Genomic DNA, 14,873 nt, shown 5'->3' on the forward strand with positions numbered 1-14,873 from the left:
GGGACGGGCCGGTTCAGCCGGCCGGCAGGCCCACGATCAGGTCGAGCAGGGCCACGGCGTCTCCCAGCGAGAGGCCGTGGCCCTCGTCCCGCGCGGTCCGGTACCCCTCCTCGCCGAGCATCCTCCTCAGCGCCCGCTCGGTGTGCTCACGCTCGACGGCCTCCAGCTGGCCGCCCTTCGGACCGGACATCACCTCGTGGGCGCCGTGGAGCACCGCGGCCCGCCGGGCCAGCGCGAGGTCGCCCTCGTACTCGGCCAGGGACCACAGCACCCCGACCATGGCCGGCACCAGCAGGACGGTCATCTGCTCGGCGAAGATGCCGGCCTCGCCCTTGACCCTCCGCAACGTCGTCCAGCCCTCCCGGAGCAGGCGCGCCGCCCGCTGCGGGTCGCCGGCCCGCGCGGTCACCAGGGCCCGGCTGCACAGCAGGATCGACGACACCACGCCCGGCACCAGCGGGCCGAACGTGCCCTGGTACCGCTCCAGTTCGTCGAGCGCCCCGAACGACTCCGGGAACTCCCCGCGCTGCAGGTGCAGCAGGGCGAGGATCAGGTACCCGTACAGCCGGGCCCCGTTGGCCTCCTGCCCGCCCGAGCGGATCTCCTCCAGGGCGTCGCGGATCAGTCGCTCGCCCTGGTCCAGGTCGTTGGAGAGCAGCGCGCTGCCGAGCTGCACCTTGAGCATCGGCACCTCCTGCGGCGCGCCGAGCTCCGTGGTGAGCTCGATCGCCCGGCGGTAGGCGGCCACCGCCTCCTCGGTGCGCCCCTGGCCGGCCAGCGCCTCGCCGCGCGCGGCCAGCGCCTGGGAGATCCCCCAGAGGTCCCCGGCCCGGGTGAACAGCTCCAGCGACTCCTCGCTGTCGCGGTCCCCCAGCTCCAGGCCACCCGGCTGGTCGTTCATCATCTTGGCGCGGATCTGCAGGATGAACGCGAGGTCGTGCGCCCGCCCGTGCACCCGGCAGCCCGCCACGGCCTCGTCCAGCATCGTGCCGATCTCGTCCAGCCGCCCGGCCAGGAAAGCCGCGAACACCCGCATGACCCCGGGGAAGCGGTACGACTGCGGCAGGCCGGGGACGTAGACGTCCAGGATCCGCTTGGCCAGCGCGACGGCCTGGCCGTCCTCCAGCATCTCCATGTTCCCCTCGAACATGGACATCAGCCGGTACACCCGCACCTGCCGGCGGGCCTCCATCAGCACGCCCGGCGGGAACGGCGGCCGGTACTCCAGCACGTCCCGCTCCAGCGGCTCGGCGGGCGGCCGGCCCGGGGCGAAGGGGTCGGGGCCCAGCTCGGCCACCGCCTCGTACCAGGCGCGCGCCTCGCTGCTGTAGGCGCGCAGGGTCCAGAACCAGCTGGTGCCGAGCGCCAGGGACAGCGCCTCGTCCTCGTCACCGCGCTCGATCGAACGGCGCAGCGCGGTACGGATGTTGTCCTGCTCGCGCTCCAGCACCGTGAGCCAGTACAGCTGTTCGCGGCCGTGCACGTGCAGGTCGGCGGTGCGCACCAGCTCGCGGAAGTGCCGGACGTGGCGCATCCGGACGCCGGTCTCGCCGGCCTCGGCGAGGCGTTCGGCGGCGTACTCGTGGATGGTCTCCAGCATCCGGTAGCGGGGCGGGCCGTCCGTGCCGAGGTCGGCGACCACCAGGGACTTGTCGGCCAGCGAGAGCAGCAGGTCGGCGACCTCCTCGCGGGGCACCCGGGTCCCGTCCGGGGCGGCGCCGTCGGGGCTCGGCCCAGCGGTGTCGTCCGGGTCGTCCGAGCAGACCGCCTCGGCGTCCTCCAGGGTCCAGCCGCCGGCGAACACCGAGAGCCGGCGCAGCACGGCCCGTTCGCGCCCGCCGAGCAGGTCCCAGCTCCAGTCGACCACCGCGCGCAGGGTCTGCTGGCGCGGCAGCAGGGTGCGGCTGCCGGCGGTGAGCAGTGCGAAGCGGCCGTCCAGCCGGTCGGCGATCTGGCGGGCGGTCATCACCCGCAGCCGGGCGGCGGCCAGTTCGATGGCCAGCGGCAGGCCGTCCAGGCGGCGGCAGATCTCGGCGCAGGCCTCCGGTTCCTGCCCCGGGTCGAAGCCGGGGCGGGCGGCGGCGGCGCGCTCGGCGAGCAGACGCAGCGCCACCGGATCGGGCAGCGGCTCGACCGGCACGACCGTCTCCCCGGGGACGCCCAGCGGTTCGCGACTGGTGGCGAGCACCGTCAGGCCGGGACACTCGGCGAGCAGGCGGTCGGCGAGGTCGGCGGCGGCCTGCACGAGGTGCTCGCAGTTGTCCAGGACGAGCAGCATCCGGCGGCGGCCGCAGTGCTCGACCAGGCGGCGCAGCGGGTCCTCGCTGCGGTTCTCGATCACCTCCGCGACCATGCCGCCGGTGTGCAGCACGGTCTCGCGCAGGCCGAGCGCGGAGACCACCGCGCCGGGGACCGCGTCCGGGTTGTCCAGGGGGGCCAGTTCGGCCAGCCAGACGCCGTCCGGCCAGCGGCCCGCGGCCTGTTCGGTCCGGCCGGCCTCCACGGAGAGCCGGGTCTTGCCGGAACCGCCGGGGCCGGTCAGGGTGACCAGCCGGCTGGCGGCCAGGATGGCGCGCAGGTCGGCGAGTTCGGCCTCGCGGCCGACGAAGCTGGTGAGCCGGCCGCGCAGGTTCCCGGCGCCGCGGGCGGGCGGCGCGGTCGTGGTCGCGCTTGCACTGGTGGTCGTGGTCGCACTGGTGGTCGTGGTCGCGGGAGGCGGGGCGAGTGGCGTCCCCGGTATGGCCGGCGTCCGCGGTACGGGCGATGTCCGCGGTACGGGCGGGGTGGCCGGCCCGGGTGCGGCGGGTACGGCGGGTGACGCGGCCACCGGGCTGAGCAACTCGGCGTACAGCTCCTGGAGTCGACGCCCCGGGTCGACGCCCAGCTCGTCCACCAGCGCCCGCCGGGTGCGCTCGTAGTGCCGCAGCCCCTCGGCGGTGCGGCCGCTCTCGTGCAGGGCCCGGATCAGCAGCCCCTGCAGCGGCTCGTCGAGCGGGTGGGCGGCGCAGAGTTCGGCGAGTTCGGCGGTGAGCTCGGCGGCCCGGCCGAGGCCGAGGTCGGCGGTGATGCGGTGCCGGCGGGCCTCGTCCCGCTGGGCCTCCAGCCGGGTGGCCGGGCCGGTGCGGTCGGGCAGGTCGGCCAGCGCGGGTCCGCGCCACAGGGCGAGGGCGGACCGCAGCCGCTCGGCGGCCAGCGCGTGGTCGGCCCGCTCCAGGGCGCGCCGGCCCTCGTCGCTCAGCCGCTGGAACTCGCCGAGGTCGGTGGTCTGCCCGGTCAGCCAGTACCCGGCCGGGCCGGAACCGATCTGCTCGCGGCCGATGGTGCGGCGCAGCCGACCGACCAGGGTCTGCAGCGCGGCGGAGGCGTCCTGCGGCGGCTCGGCGTCCCAGACCTCGTCCACCAGCAGGTCGGCCGGCACCGGACGGCCCTGCCGCAGGGCCAGCGCCGCGAGCAGCGCGCGCAGCCGGGCACCCCCCAGCGGGATCGGTGTGCCGTCGTCGTGGTGAGCCGTGGTGGTGCCGAGGATGCCGTAGTGCACCCGCCCATTCTGGTCGATGCCGGAGTGTGCGCACGTACATTTGTCCCCGGTCCGGAACCCGGACCACGGGCCCGATCGTTCACCCGGGACGGCTTGTCCGGCCACCGGGCGGCCCGGCATGATCGGACAGTTGTCCCCTCCCACACCCCCGGAGCACCGACGCCATGACCTTCGCAGCAACGCAGCGCTCGCGCAGCGAGGACCGCCGGATCAGTCCGGTGTTCTGGGCGCTGCTCGCGATACTCGCCACGTCCGGATGGGCCGTCGGCGCCGGCTACGGCAACGCCGGGTTCGGCGTCTTCCTGTTCGTGGTCGCCGGCTGGGTGGTCTCGCTCTGCCTGCACGAGTACGCGCACGCCCGCACCGCCCTGCACGGCGGTGACCTGACCATCGGGGCCAAGGGCTACCTGACCCTCAACCCGATGAAGTACGCCAACCTGCTGCTCAGCTTCGTGCTGCCGGTGATCTTCGTCATCCTCGGCGGCATCGGCCTGCCCGGCGGCGCGGTCTGGATCGAGCGCCACCGCATCCAGGGCCGGCTCAAGCACAGCCTGATCTCGGCGGCCGGCCCGCTGGTGAACGTCGTCTGCGCGGTGCTGCTGCTCGCCCCGATCGGCATGGGGTTCCTGGACGACCCCGAGATCCACGCCGAGATCTCCGGCCAGGTACTGGTCGCCTCGCCGCTGGCCCTCGCGCTGGGCTTCCTCGGCATGCTCCAGCTGAGCGCCGCCCTGCTGAACCTGCTCCCGGTGCCGGGCCTGGACGGCTACGGCATCATCGAGCCCTGGCTGTCGTACAAGACCCGCCGGGCGGTCGAGCCCTTCGCCCCGTACGGGCTGCTCGCGGTCTTCGCGCTGCTCTGGCAGCCCGAGGTGAACCACTTCTTCTTCGAGGTGATCTACGACGTCATGGAGCTGCTGGGCGTGAGCCCCTGGTACGGGGCCGCGGGCCACGAGCTGTTCACGTTCTGGACCGACTGACCCGGGCTCTCCCGGGCCGCTCGGTCCTCAGGGCCGCTCGGCCTCCCGGGCCCCCGGGGTGTTCCCGGGCCGCTCGGCGTTCCCGGGCCGCTCAGCCCTCTTCGGCGGCGGCCCGGGCCAGCTTCGCGCGGCGGATGTTCAGCCAGGCGATGTTGCTGGCCACGCCCGCCATCGGGATCCAGACCACGCCCCACCAGTTGCCCTGCGTGAAGGAGACCACCGCGGCGGCCACCGCGAGAATGACGACGATCGAGGCGTACAGCGACGTGCGGGGCATGGCAGGGGGCTCCTCGGGCCGGGTGCGTTCCGCCCCATTGTCGCCGACCTCACCCCCGGGGGACGCCCAGGGGTGAGGGGCACGCGCGTCGGCCGTCCGGCGGCCTGGGGCGGGCCGTCCGTCAGACGTCGGTGATCCGCAGGCCCGCGTGCGCCTTGTAGCGGCGGTTGACCGAGATCAGGTTGGCCACCAGCGACTCCACCTGGTGGGCGTTGCGCAGCCGGCCTGCGAAGATGCCGCGCATCCCGGGGATCCGGCCGGCCAGTGCCTGCACCAGGTCGGTGGCCTCGCGGTCCTCGCCGAGGACCATCACGTCGGTGTCGATCCGCTCGATCGACTCGTCCTGCAGCAGTACCGCCGACAAGTGGTGGAAGGCCGCGGTGACCCGGGAGTCCGGCAGCAGGGCGGCGGCCTGCTGGGCGGCGCTGCCCTCCTCGGGCTTCAGCGCGTAGGCGCCCTGCTTGTCGAAGCCCAGCGGGTTGACGCAGTCCACCACGATCTTGCCGGCCAGCTCCGCGCGCAGCGCCGAGAGGGTGGCCGCGTGGCCCTCCCACGGCACCGCGACGATCACGATGTCGCTCTCCCGGGCGGTGGTCGCGTTGTCCGCCCCGCGCACGCCCGGGCCCAGCTCGGCCGCCGAGGCCTCGGCCCGCGCCGCGTCACGCGAACCGATGATCACCTGCTGCCCGGCCCTGGCCAGCCGCAGGGCCAGACCCCGGCCCTGGTCGCCGGTGCCGCCGAGGACGCCGACCACGAGCCCGGAGACGTCCGGCAGCTCGCGGGCCGCACCGGCGGCCGGGTTTGTCACTGAATCGAGGGAAGTCATGGGCCGATCCTGCCAAACGCCCGCCCTGGCGCGACATCCTGTGCCGCATGGACGCGGTGAGAGTTTCCGCACTGGTTCGGCGGCTGGCCGGCACCGGCTGGATCGAGGCGGCCGGCTCCTTCGCCGGCGCCCTGCACCACTCGGTCACCCGGCGCGGCGCGGGCGCGCTGCTGCTGGTCGGCACCGAGGCGTACGAGCCCTGGCACCTGGCCGCCCACCTGGAGGACGAGGCGCTCTGGTCGGACGTACCCCGGCTGGCCCCCACCCTGCTGCGCCACCGGGTGCCGGCGCGGGCCCCGGCCCACCTGGCGCACGGCCTGGCCCGGCTCACCGGGGCCGGGCGGGGCGCGACCGTCCTGGTGGTGGCGCCGGAGGACGCCGGGCAGGCGCTGCTGGAGCGGGTGCACGACGCCCGGCGGCACGGCGCCACGGTGCTGGCCCTGGACGGCGGGGGCGCGGGGACGGACGGGGAGGCGGGGGCGGGGCGGGTGGCTCCGGCGGGGCGGGGCGGGCTCGCGGACCTCGCCGGGCTGGCGCACGAGCGGCTGGCGGTCGGGACGGCCGAGCCCGAGCCGTTCGACCTGGCGCAGCACCTGGTCAGCGCCGCCGCCGGGCAGGCCCCGGCCCGCCGCTCGGGGTTCACCCGGCTGGCCGAGCTCGCCGGCCGGCTGGCGGCCGCCCCGGAGGTCAGCCGCTGGTGACCGGCGGGCCGGCGCGGGGCAGGTGCCGAACGGGGCCTCGGCCGAAAACCTGAGCGTGGGCGTCGGCCGGGCGTACCGGAAAACCCGTTGCCCCGCCCGCGGCACCCCGCTCAGGATGGTCGTTCGTGAACGACGCCGACAATCCGCCGAGCGGACGCCTGCGCACCCTGCTGCGCTCGGTCAGCCCCGACCTGACCCCCTGGCGCTCCTCCCGTGACTTCCGCCTGCTGTGGACCTCCGGCTGCGTCACCAGCTTCGGCAGCTTCCTCACCTACGTGGCCGTGCCGATGCAGATCAAGGAGCTGACCGGTTCCTCGTTCGCGGTCGGCCTGGTCGGCGCCTTCGAACTGGTGCCGCTGATCGTCTTCGGCCTCTGGGGCGGCGCCCTCGCGGACGCGCTGGACCGCCGCAAGCTGGTGCTGTTCTCGGAGGCCGGCCTCGGCCTGCTCTCCGGTCTGCTGCTGCTCAACGCGCTGCTGCCACACCCGGTGCTCTGGCCGGTCTACCTGGTCGCCGCGCTGGTCGCGGCCGCCGACGGCCTCCAGCGCCCGGCCCTGGACTCGCTCACCCCGCGGATCGTCCCGCACGACCAGCTGGCCGCCGCCTTCGCGCTCAACTCGCTCTACCGCAACGTCGGTTCGGTGGCCGGCCCGGCCCTGGCCGGGGCCATCGTGGCGTTCGCCGGCGTGGAGACCGCGTACGCGCTGGACGTGCTGACCTTCGGCGCCTCACTGCTGCTGCTCGTCCGGATGCGGGCCGTGCCGCCGCCCACCGGCGCCGAGAAGCCCTCGCTGCGGGCGATCGCCACCGGGGTCCGCTACGCCTGGAGCCGCAAGGACCTGCTGGGCACGTACGCGATCGACACCTGCGCGATGCTGTTCGCCTTCCCGGTGGCGGTCTTCCCGTTCCTCGCCTCGGAGTTGGACGCCGACTGGGCGCTCGGCCTGATGTACGGCGCCTCGGCCGTCGGCGCGCTGGCCGTTTCGGCGACCAGCGGCTGGACCTCCCGGATCCACCGTCAGGGCCGGATGTTGGTGCTCGCCGCCCTCGGCTGGGGCGGCGCGATGGCGCTGGCCGGCCTCGCCGGGAACGTCTGGCCGGTGCTCGCCTGCCTGGCCCTCGCCGGCGCCGCCGACCAGATCAGCGGCATCGCCCGCTCCACCATGTGGAACCAGTCCATCCCCGACGAGGTGCGCGGCCGGATGGCCGGCGTGGAACTGCTGAGCTACTCGGTCGGCCCCCAGTTGGGCCAGGTCCGGGCCGGCACCATGGCCGGCGTGGTCGGCGTACGGGCCTCGGTCTGGGCGGGCGGCCTCGCCTGCGTGGTCGGCGTCCTGGCGCTGGCCGCCGCCCTGCCCAGCCTGCTGGCCTACGACGACCGCACCGACCCGCACGCGGCCGCCGTCCGGGCCGAGCACGAGCGGCGGGCCGCCGAGCGGGAGGCGGACGGGCAGGCCGGCGCGGAGCCGGCTGCGGGGTCGGCCGCAGGGCCGGTTGCGGAAGCCGGAGTGGCCTGAGGCCGAGGGGTCCTGACGGCCCCTCGACTATCGCCGGGCTCTCGGCCAGGCGGTCACCGGGCCGGGTCCGAGCCCTCCTGGCCGTCGTTCCACCGGGGGTCGTTCTTCCACTCGCGGTTGCGCTCGTCGGCGATGGCCAGTGCCTGGGCGGCCTCCTCGCGGCTCGCGTACGGGCCGAGGCGGTCCTTGGCGGGGCACTCCGGGCCTTCCTCGACCTTGGCGTGCTTGATGCAGTAGAACCACTCGCCCGGCTTGCCGGTCGGCTTGCGGTGGATTCCCAGGGGCATGGTGGTCGCTCCCGTCCTTCACTACGTCGTTCGGTCGTTGCGGCTCGTTCGGTCGTTGCGGCTCGTTCAGTCGTTGCTGTCGCTCTGTCGTTCCGGTCGTACTGATCATTCCCGTACTGATCATTCCCCAGCCGGGCCCGTCCGCACACCACCGGGCGGCCCGGGCGTGAGGGCTAGACTCGCGGCCATGGCACTCGTACCCGGCACCCAGTCCCCCACCCGCAAGGTCCCGGCGCACATCGCGCGCCCCGAGTACGTCGGACGGCCCGCGCCGGCGCCGTACACCGGCCCCGAGGTGCAGAGCGCCGAGACGATCGAGAAGATGCGGATCGCGGGCGGGATCGCCGCGCGGGCGATGGAGGAGGCCGCCAAGCTGATCGCGCCCGGCGTCACCACCGACGCCCTGGACGTCGTCGCGCACGAGTACATGTGCGACCACGGCGCGTACCCGTCCGACCTCGGCTACCGCGGCTTCCCCAAGTCCGTCTGCACCTCGATCAACGAGGTGATCTGCCACGGCATCCCGGACTCGACCGTGCTGCAGGACGGCGACATCGTCAACATCGACGCCACCGCCTACATCCACGGCGTGCACGGCGACCTCAACGCCACCTACCTGTGCGGCGACGTGGACGAGGAGTCGAAGCTGCTCGTCGAGCGCACCCGCGAGGCGCTGAACCGGGCCATCAAGGCGGTCAAGCCCGGCCGCCAGATCAATGTGATCGGCCGGGTCATCGAGTCCTACGCCAAGCGCTTCGACTACGGCGTGGTACGGGACTTCACCGGCCACGGCATCAACACGTCGTTCCACTCCGGCCTGATCGTGCCGCACTACGACAGCGAGCGGGCCACCGAGGTGATGAAGCCGGGGATGACCTTCACCATCGAGCCGATGCTGACCCTGGGCACGTACGACTACGAGATCTGGCCGGACGGCTGGACCGTGGTGACCAAGGACCGCAAGCGCACGGCCCAGTTCGAGCACACCCTGGTGGTCACCGCCGACGGGGCGGAGATCCTCACCCTCCCGTGAGGTTGGGACCGGGGCCGGACCTGACCCCGGGCAGGGAGACTGACACGGACCGCCCCCGGCACGTCGATCGTGCCGGGGGCGGTCCGTCGTGTTCCTGCGCTGTGCCGTGTGCGGGCGCTACGCGATGTGCCGGGGCCTCAGCCGATCAGCCACTGCTCCTCGGCCACCGCGCCGACCTCCGTGCAGGCGTCGGTGAGCACGTCCAGCACGCGCAGCGGGTCCGGCAGGGGCTGCTCGGGCCCGCGCAGCCAGCGCACCTCGGAACCGTCCGGCAGCGCGGCCGGCGGCAGCAGGGTGTACGAGCCTCGGCAGTGCCAACGCAGGCCCGGGTGCTCGGACATGGTGTCCGGGGTGGAGTCCAGCGCGCTCGGCCACCACTCGTCCTCGTCCACCGGGGTGCCCCGGGTGGCGGTGAAGAACAGGTAGCGGTCCTCGCCGACCGCGGCCACCGGGCCCTCGATGCCGGCCGCCGTCAACCGCTCCAGCGCGAGCCGGCCGGCCTCGGCGGGCACGTCCAGCACGTCGTGGGCGCGGCCGGTGGCGGTGATGAAGTTCGCCTGCGGGTCGCGGGAGAGCCAGCGGGCCAGCTGTTCCGGATCGGTCGTCGCCTGGGACTGCCAGGCGAAGGAGACGGGGTGCTGCGCGGGCGCCGGACAACCGACCCGGTCACAGGAGCACCGGTACCCCGCCGGGTGGGCGGCGGGCGCGAGGGGGAAGCCGGCGCGCACCGCGCCGAGCAGCTGATCCAGCCTGGCGGCCGGGCTGTCCGCTCCCCCCGGGCGGGCCCGCTGACGATCACGCCTCTGCCACCAGGTCGTCCACCTGCTGCTGGCTTCCATCGGGCCCCTTCCGTGCGCTGCCGTGCCTGGTGTGACACAGCGTTCGACGTAACACTCGACGCAACGCGCGGCGCCCCCCGCAGCTTCCCCGGGTGGGGCCCGGCCCTGCCGTCTGCGCCCTGCCGGCCGGAGCCGGGGTCACCGGACGGCCGACGCCCGGGTCACGGTACGGAGTCACGGCAGCACGGAGGCTGCGGCTCGGCGGCCCGACGGGCACACCGACGTGCGCCTCGCCCGGCCCGTACGGGGCCCGCTGACCCGGGTGAACCCCGAGGGCGTACAGGAAGGATAAGGGTGCGCGGGCCCTCCGGATGACCGGGGGCAGTGCCTCTCCGGTCACACTCCCGGCACTCTGCCGTCACATCACCCGCCCGGGCCGGGCCCCGGCGGACGTCGGAACGGGCCCGCACCCGGGGGCGACCTGGGAACCCGTTCGAGGGTGAGACCCTGGTGGGGTGAAGAGTGCGGAGACCGAATTCGTCGGAGGCCCCCTGGACGGGCGGATCCTCCCCATCCCGCTGGGCCCCATGTACGGCGTGCCGAAGACGTACAAGGTGCCCGTCCCCGCGCACGATGACGTTCCCGCGCGCACACTGGTGTACGTCCGTGCCAAGCAGCAGCGGGGTTACCGCTGGTTCTGGCGCTACGAGTACGACGAGGCGGCCACCGCCCGAGCCTCCGCGCGGTAGGCGACGGGGCGGACGGCCGCTCCCCTCGGGAGGACGGCCATGGCCAGAACCAGGCGGCACCACCTGTCGAAGTCCGAGGCCGTGGCCCACCACAACCGGCAGGTGGCCTACGTCACCGGCGGACTGCTGGTGCTCATCAGCCTCTACAGCGCGACACTCGGCCCGAACGGCTGGCTCTGGCTCGGCTGGACGGTGCTGCTGGTCCTCTGCGCGGGACTGTTCGCCATCCGCCTCTGAGCCTTCGGGGCGGGGGCGGTGTTCACGGGATCGCAGACGTGTACGGTGCCACCAACGTTGACGGTTGCGGCGTCGTTCACGCCTGCGGCAACGTTCACGGTCACGCCGACATTCACGTCTGCAGCATTGTTCACGAGGTCGCTGACACTCACGTCATCGGAAACGTTCACGCACTCGTGAGCGCTCGCACGCTCGCCGGCATTCACATCATCGCCATCATTCACGCTTCCGTGAATGTCGCCGTTCACGCCCGCGGAACCGTTCACGCCCCCGTTGACGCTCACGCGCAGCAGCAGCACCGCCCATCCGGGCATCCCCCCGCCCGGTCAGTCATCCTCGGCGAGGATGAGGTACAGCTTCTTGCGGGCCTCGTTGAGCACCGCCAGGCCCTTGGCCCGCTGCGACTCCGTACCGGTGGCCATCACCTGCCGGATCGCCTGGTCCACCGCGCCGAGCGCCTGGCCGACCTCCTGGATCGCCTCCCAGTCGACCTCGCGCCCCGCCTCGGCCCACGGCTCGTCCGGCCCGGCCTCGGCCTCGGCCCGTCCCGCCTCGGTGAGCGAGACCAGGCGCTTGCCGGCCACCTCCTGGGCGGTGATCAGACCCTCCTCCTCCAGCAGCTGGAGGGTCGGGTAGATGGAGCCCGGGCTCGGCCGCCAGGCCCCGCCCGTCCGCTCACCGATCTCGGCGATCATCTCGTAGCCGTGCATCGGCCGCTCCCTGAGCAGCGCCAGCAGCGAGGCCCGCACGTCGCCGCGCCGGGCCCGGCCGCCACGCCGGCCGCGCGGGCCGTGCCCGCGCCCGCCGTACCCGCCGAAGCCGTGACCGAAGGGCCCGCCCGGCGGCCGGCCCGGTCCGCCACCGCCGAACGGCGGCCCGAACGGCCCGAACGCGCCGCGTCCCTCGAAGCCCTCACCGGGGATCTCCCCGAAGTGCGGCCCCCACTCGCCGCGCCGCCGCTCCCGGCGGCGCCTTCCCTTGTCCTCCGAGCGCATCGCGCTCACCGTCCTTCCTTCGTCCGAAGACTCCTCGACAGCACTTCACGTCACTGTCTCGATAACTCGACGATATATCGGTGACTGTCGCTCGTCAACGGATTCCGACACGGTCGCGGATCGTGGCGGTCCCCGGCGACCCAGCCGTTACGGTGGCGGGCATGGCCGGTGAACGAGACCTAGCGACGCTGCTGCGCGGGATGCGCCCGATGCTCAACCCGGGGCGGTACGTCTACTGCACGCTGCCCGCGAAGGTGCCCGCCGGCATGCGCCCGGTGGTCACCGTCGCCGAGGCCGAGGGGGTGACGGTGGTGGTGAGCCAGGAGGAGGCCGACGCGCTCGGCCTGCGCTACGACTACGTGGCGGCCTGGATCACCCTGCGGATCCACTCGGCCCTGGAGGCCGTCGGCCTGACCGCCGCCGTGGCCACCCGGCTCGCCGAGGACGGCATCAGCTGCAACGTGGTGGCCGGGTTCCACCACGACCACCTGTTCGTCGCCGCCGACGACGCCGAGGCAGCGGTACGGGCCCTGGAGGACCTCGCCGCACGCTCGTGACGGCCCGGCCCCGGACCCCCCTTCCCCCGTACCCGGGACCGCCCCGGCAGCCCGGCGTTCCCGGACGGCCCAGCGCCGAGTGGCCCGCCCCCGGGGCTGCTCCGAGACTGGAAGTGGCCGAGCGCCCGCCCGGTCGGTCGGCCCCACGGAAGGGAGACGGACCCATGGCAGTCTGCGACGTCTGCAGGAACGACTACTGGCTGAGCTTCGAGATCAAGACGATCACCGGCGACACCTACACCTTCGACAGCTTCGAGTGCGCGATGGAGAAGCTCGCCCCGCGCTGCGAGCACTGCCAGGTGCGCATCGTCGGCCACGGCGTCGAGGTGTCCGGACGGTTCTTCTGCTGCGCCAACTGCGCCCGCGTCAACGGCGGGCTCGGCGAGCAGATCCGCGACGCGGTCGGCGCCCACCCGTCCTGACCCCGCGCCCCCGGAACGCCGACGGGCGGCCCCACCGTGCTGAACGGTGGGGCCGCCCGTGGTTCACGTGCGGCGGCGGACGAGGCGGCCTGTACGCCGGGTTCTGTCTCCCGGGTTGCTCGCGCGGCCCGGGGAGGCGGCCATCCATCTAGGGCTGCCGTTGCCGACAGCCTCGTGCGGTCTACCCGCGAGCTCGGGCGAGCAGCCCTCGAACACCCGCGCACGGCGCCCGGAGGCACCGATCTTGACCTTGCTCCGAGTGGGGTTTACCGAGCCGACCGAGTCACCTCGGCCGCTGGTGGTCTCTTACACCACCGTTTCACCCTTACCCACCGCCGAAGCGGTGGGCGGTCTGTTTTCTGTGGCACTGTCCCGCGGGTCACCCCGGGTGGGCGTTACCCACCACCCTGCTCTGTGGAGCCCGGACGTTCCTCGGCGGGTCCCTGAGGACCCGTCGCGACCGCCCGGCCGGCTCGTCCGCCGTACTGGTCATGGTAGCCGTTCGGGCGGGGCCTCCCGTACCCCGGCCCTGGGCGGGGGCGGGTCGGAGCCGAAGAGGGCGGCGACCCGGGCGGCGCTGCGGGCCGCCCGGTCGGTGGTGGTGAACAGGCCGAGGGCGAGGATCGCGCCGCCCAGCCCGGTGACGATCCACCAGCCGGCGTGGCTGGCGGTGGCGAACCCGGTCACCATCGGGCCGACCACCGCCGCGGTGACCACGGTGCCGATCACCGCGACGCCCAGCGACTGCCCGACCTGGCGGCTGGTCGAGGCGACCGCCGCCGCGACGCCGGCCTGGGCGCGCGGCATGCCGGAGACGGCGGAGTTGGTGATCGGCGCGTTCACCATGCCGAAGCCGAACCCGAACAGCGCGTACGCGACCAGCAGCAGGACGGCCGGGGAGTCCGCCTCGAGCCGGGTGAGCAGCAGACCGCTCGCGCCGATCCCGAGACCGGCCGCCACCAGCGGGATGCGCGGGCCCCGGCCGCCGACGATCCGGCCGGACAGCGGCGCGCAGACCAGCATCATCACGGCCATCGGCAGCGTCCACAGGCCCGCCTCGACCGGGTCGTAGTGGCGGACGTCCTGGAGGTAGAGGGTGTTGATGAACAGGAAGCCGCCGAGCGCCGCGAACGCGCAGACCGCGGTGACGGTGGCGCCGGTGAACGGCACGCTGCGGAAGAAGCGCGGGTCGACCAGCGGTTCGTCCACCCGGCGCTCCCAGGCCGGGAAGACCGCCAGCGCGAGCAGCGCGGCCAGGGCGAGGCCGAGGATCAGCGGGGAGGTCCAGCCGTGCTCGGGGCCCTCGATGATGGCGGCGGTGCCGCAGCCGAGCAGGACCATCATCAGCAGCTGGCCGACCGGGTCCAACCGGCGGGGCCGCGGGGCGCGCGACTCGGGCACGTAGCGGGCGGTCAGCAGGCAGGCGAGCAGCCCGACCGGGACGTTGATCAGGAAGATCGCCGGCCATCCGGCACCGTTCACCAGGAAGCCGCCGACCAGCGGGCCGAGCGCCATCGAGATCCCGACCACGCCGCCCCAGATGCCGATGGCCCGGGCCCGTTCGCGCGGTTCGGTGAAGGTGTTGGTGATGATCGACATCGCCACCGGGTTGAGCATCGAACCGCCCACCGCCTGGAGCGCCCGGAACGCCACCAGCCATTCCAGGCTCGGCGCCAGGCTGCACAGCAGCGAACCGAGCACGAACAGCAGCAGCCCGGTCTGGAACACCCGCTTGCGCCCGAAGCGGTCGGCCACCGAGCCGAACAGCATCAGCAGCGAGGCGAGCACCAGGGTGTAGGCGTCGATGATCCACTGGAGACCGGAGGCGGGGGCGTCGAGATCCTTCTGGATCGCCGGGAGCGCGATGTTCACGACGGTGTTGTCCAGGCCGACGATGAACAGGCTCAGGCAGCAGATCGCGAGCACCAGCAGCCGGCGGCCCCGGCCGGGGTCCGCGGGGCGGGCGGGCATCGGG

The 14,873-nt window shown here is 73.9% G+C and carries 15 protein-coding genes and 1 other RNA gene; 8 read left to right on the forward strand and 8 right to left on the reverse strand.

The window, feature by feature from the left end:
* Window positions 1-13: 13 nt before the first annotated feature.
* Complete coding sequence (locus ACWEQL_RS19790; protein ID WP_452151559.1) at window positions 14-3,538, reverse strand: AfsR/SARP family transcriptional regulator; 3,525 nt, start codon at window positions 3,536-3,538, stop codon at window positions 14-16.
* A 164-nt stretch (window positions 3,539-3,702) separates the two neighbouring features.
* Between ACWEQL_RS19790 and ACWEQL_RS19795 the strand changes: the two genes are divergently transcribed.
* Complete coding sequence (locus tag ACWEQL_RS19795; RefSeq protein ID WP_452151560.1) at window positions 3,703-4,518, forward strand: site-2 protease family protein; 816 nt, start codon at window positions 3,703-3,705, stop codon at window positions 4,516-4,518.
* A 91-nt stretch (window positions 4,519-4,609) separates the two neighbouring features.
* On the opposite strand, the gene ACWEQL_RS19800 is transcribed toward ACWEQL_RS19795, so the two are convergent.
* On the reverse strand, window positions 4,610-4,795 hold the full coding sequence (locus tag ACWEQL_RS19800; protein WP_452151561.1) for a hypothetical protein: 186 nt from the start codon (window positions 4,793-4,795) through the stop codon (window positions 4,610-4,612).
* A 121-nt stretch (window positions 4,796-4,916) separates the two neighbouring features.
* Entirely contained in the window at window positions 4,917-5,621 is a 705-nt protein-coding gene (npdG, locus tag ACWEQL_RS19805; protein WP_452151562.1) for an NADPH-dependent F420 reductase, read from the reverse strand.
* A gap of 47 nt (window positions 5,622-5,668) precedes the next feature.
* On the opposite strand from npdG, the gene ACWEQL_RS19810 reads away from it, so the two are divergent.
* Window positions 5,669-6,322, forward strand: a complete 654-nt coding sequence (locus tag ACWEQL_RS19810) for a hypothetical protein (RefSeq protein WP_452151563.1) — start codon at window positions 5,669-5,671, stop codon at window positions 6,320-6,322.
* A 125-nt stretch (window positions 6,323-6,447) separates the two neighbouring features.
* Window positions 6,448-7,839: an MFS transporter gene (locus ACWEQL_RS19815; protein WP_452151564.1), complete on the forward strand. Its 1,392-nt coding sequence runs from the start codon at window positions 6,448-6,450 to the stop codon at window positions 7,837-7,839.
* 53 nt (window positions 7,840-7,892) lie between these two features.
* Here ACWEQL_RS19815 and ACWEQL_RS19820 read toward each other — a convergent pair whose 3' ends face one another.
* A complete protein-coding gene (locus tag ACWEQL_RS19820; protein ID WP_452151565.1) occupies window positions 7,893-8,126 on the reverse strand; it encodes a hypothetical protein in 234 nt (77 codons plus the stop codon).
* Window positions 8,127-8,313: 187 nt separating this feature from the next.
* Here ACWEQL_RS19820 and map point away from each other — a divergent pair, with 187 nt between their 5' ends.
* Window positions 8,314-9,159 carry a type I methionyl aminopeptidase gene (gene map, locus ACWEQL_RS19825; RefSeq protein ID WP_452151566.1) on the forward strand — a complete coding sequence of 282 codons (846 nt, stop codon included), beginning with the start codon at window positions 8,314-8,316 and terminating at the stop codon, window positions 9,157-9,159.
* Between the two features lie 137 nt (window positions 9,160-9,296).
* Here the strand turns inward: map and ACWEQL_RS19830 are convergent, their stop codons facing one another.
* On the reverse strand, window positions 9,297-9,998 hold the full coding sequence (locus ACWEQL_RS19830; RefSeq protein WP_452151567.1) for a bifunctional DNA primase/polymerase: 702 nt from the start codon (window positions 9,996-9,998) through the stop codon (window positions 9,297-9,299).
* Between the two features lie 455 nt (window positions 9,999-10,453).
* Here ACWEQL_RS19830 and ACWEQL_RS19835 point away from each other — a divergent pair, with 455 nt between their 5' ends.
* Both ACWEQL_RS19835 and ACWEQL_RS19840 read left to right on the forward strand, forming a co-directional pair.
* Window positions 10,454-10,687: a hypothetical protein gene (locus tag ACWEQL_RS19835; RefSeq protein WP_452151568.1), complete on the forward strand. Its 234-nt coding sequence runs from the start codon at window positions 10,454-10,456 to the stop codon at window positions 10,685-10,687.
* Between the two features lie 39 nt (window positions 10,688-10,726).
* Window positions 10,727-10,924, forward strand: a complete 198-nt coding sequence (locus ACWEQL_RS19840) for a hypothetical protein (protein ID WP_452151569.1) — start codon at window positions 10,727-10,729, stop codon at window positions 10,922-10,924.
* Window positions 10,925-11,250: 326 nt separating this feature from the next.
* Here ACWEQL_RS19840 and ACWEQL_RS19845 read toward each other — a convergent pair whose 3' ends face one another.
* Window positions 11,251-11,919 (reverse strand): PadR family transcriptional regulator, encoded by a 669-nt coding sequence (locus ACWEQL_RS19845; RefSeq protein ID WP_452151586.1) that lies wholly within the window; start codon window positions 11,917-11,919, stop codon window positions 11,251-11,253.
* A 161-nt stretch (window positions 11,920-12,080) separates the two neighbouring features.
* Here ACWEQL_RS19845 and ACWEQL_RS19850 point away from each other — a divergent pair, with 161 nt between their 5' ends.
* Entirely contained in the window at window positions 12,081-12,476 is a 396-nt protein-coding gene (locus tag ACWEQL_RS19850) for an ACT domain-containing protein (RefSeq protein ID WP_452151570.1), read from the forward strand.
* Window positions 12,477-12,640: 164 nt separating this feature from the next.
* Window positions 12,641-12,898, forward strand: a complete 258-nt coding sequence (locus ACWEQL_RS19855) for a Prokaryotic metallothionein (RefSeq protein ID WP_452151571.1) — start codon at window positions 12,641-12,643, stop codon at window positions 12,896-12,898.
* A 76-nt stretch (window positions 12,899-12,974) separates the two neighbouring features.
* Here ACWEQL_RS19855 and rnpB read toward each other — a convergent pair.
* Together rnpB and ACWEQL_RS19865 are read right to left on the reverse strand one after the other, a co-directional pair.
* An RNA gene (gene rnpB, locus ACWEQL_RS19860) (RNase P RNA component class A) lies at window positions 12,975-13,374 on the reverse strand.
* Between the two features lie 13 nt (window positions 13,375-13,387).
* Window positions 13,388-14,869 carry an MFS transporter gene (locus ACWEQL_RS19865; protein ID WP_452151587.1) on the reverse strand — a complete coding sequence of 494 codons (1,482 nt, stop codon included), beginning with the start codon at window positions 14,867-14,869 and terminating at the stop codon, window positions 13,388-13,390.
* Window positions 14,870-14,873: the final 4 nt, after the last annotated feature.

The sequence above is a fragment of the Kitasatospora sp. NPDC004240 genome (assembly GCF_053603215.1).

Excerpts from the sequence above, each read along its gene's own strand:
- ACWEQL_RS19795 (WP_452151560.1), top strand. The coding sequence starts at position 3,703 with ATGACCTTCGCAGCAACGCAGCGCTCGCGCAGCGAGGACCGCCGGATC.
- ACWEQL_RS19800 (WP_452151561.1), bottom strand. The coding sequence starts at position 4,795 with ATGCCCCGCACGTCGCTGTACGCCTCGATCGTCGTCATTCTCGCGGTG.
- npdG (WP_452151562.1), bottom strand. The coding sequence starts at position 5,621 with ATGACTTCCCTCGATTCAGTGACAAACCCGGCCGCCGGTGCGGCCCGC.
- ACWEQL_RS19810 (WP_452151563.1), top strand. The coding sequence starts at position 5,669 with ATGGACGCGGTGAGAGTTTCCGCACTGGTTCGGCGGCTGGCCGGCACC.
- ACWEQL_RS19820 (WP_452151565.1), bottom strand. The coding sequence starts at position 8,126 with ATGCCCCTGGGAATCCACCGCAAGCCGACCGGCAAGCCGGGCGAGTGG.
- map (WP_452151566.1), top strand. The coding sequence starts at position 8,314 with ATGGCACTCGTACCCGGCACCCAGTCCCCCACCCGCAAGGTCCCGGCG.
- ACWEQL_RS19830 (WP_452151567.1), bottom strand. The coding sequence starts at position 9,998 with ATGGAAGCCAGCAGCAGGTGGACGACCTGGTGGCAGAGGCGTGATCGT.
- ACWEQL_RS19840 (WP_452151569.1), top strand. The coding sequence starts at position 10,727 with ATGGCCAGAACCAGGCGGCACCACCTGTCGAAGTCCGAGGCCGTGGCC.
- ACWEQL_RS19845 (WP_452151586.1), bottom strand. The coding sequence starts at position 11,919 with ATGCGCTCGGAGGACAAGGGAAGGCGCCGCCGGGAGCGGCGGCGCGGC.
- ACWEQL_RS19850 (WP_452151570.1), top strand. The coding sequence starts at position 12,081 with ATGGCCGGTGAACGAGACCTAGCGACGCTGCTGCGCGGGATGCGCCCG.
- ACWEQL_RS19855 (WP_452151571.1), top strand. The coding sequence starts at position 12,641 with ATGGCAGTCTGCGACGTCTGCAGGAACGACTACTGGCTGAGCTTCGAG.
- ACWEQL_RS19865 (WP_452151587.1), bottom strand. The coding sequence starts at position 14,869 with ATGCCCGCCCGCCCCGCGGACCCCGGCCGGGGCCGCCGGCTGCTGGTG.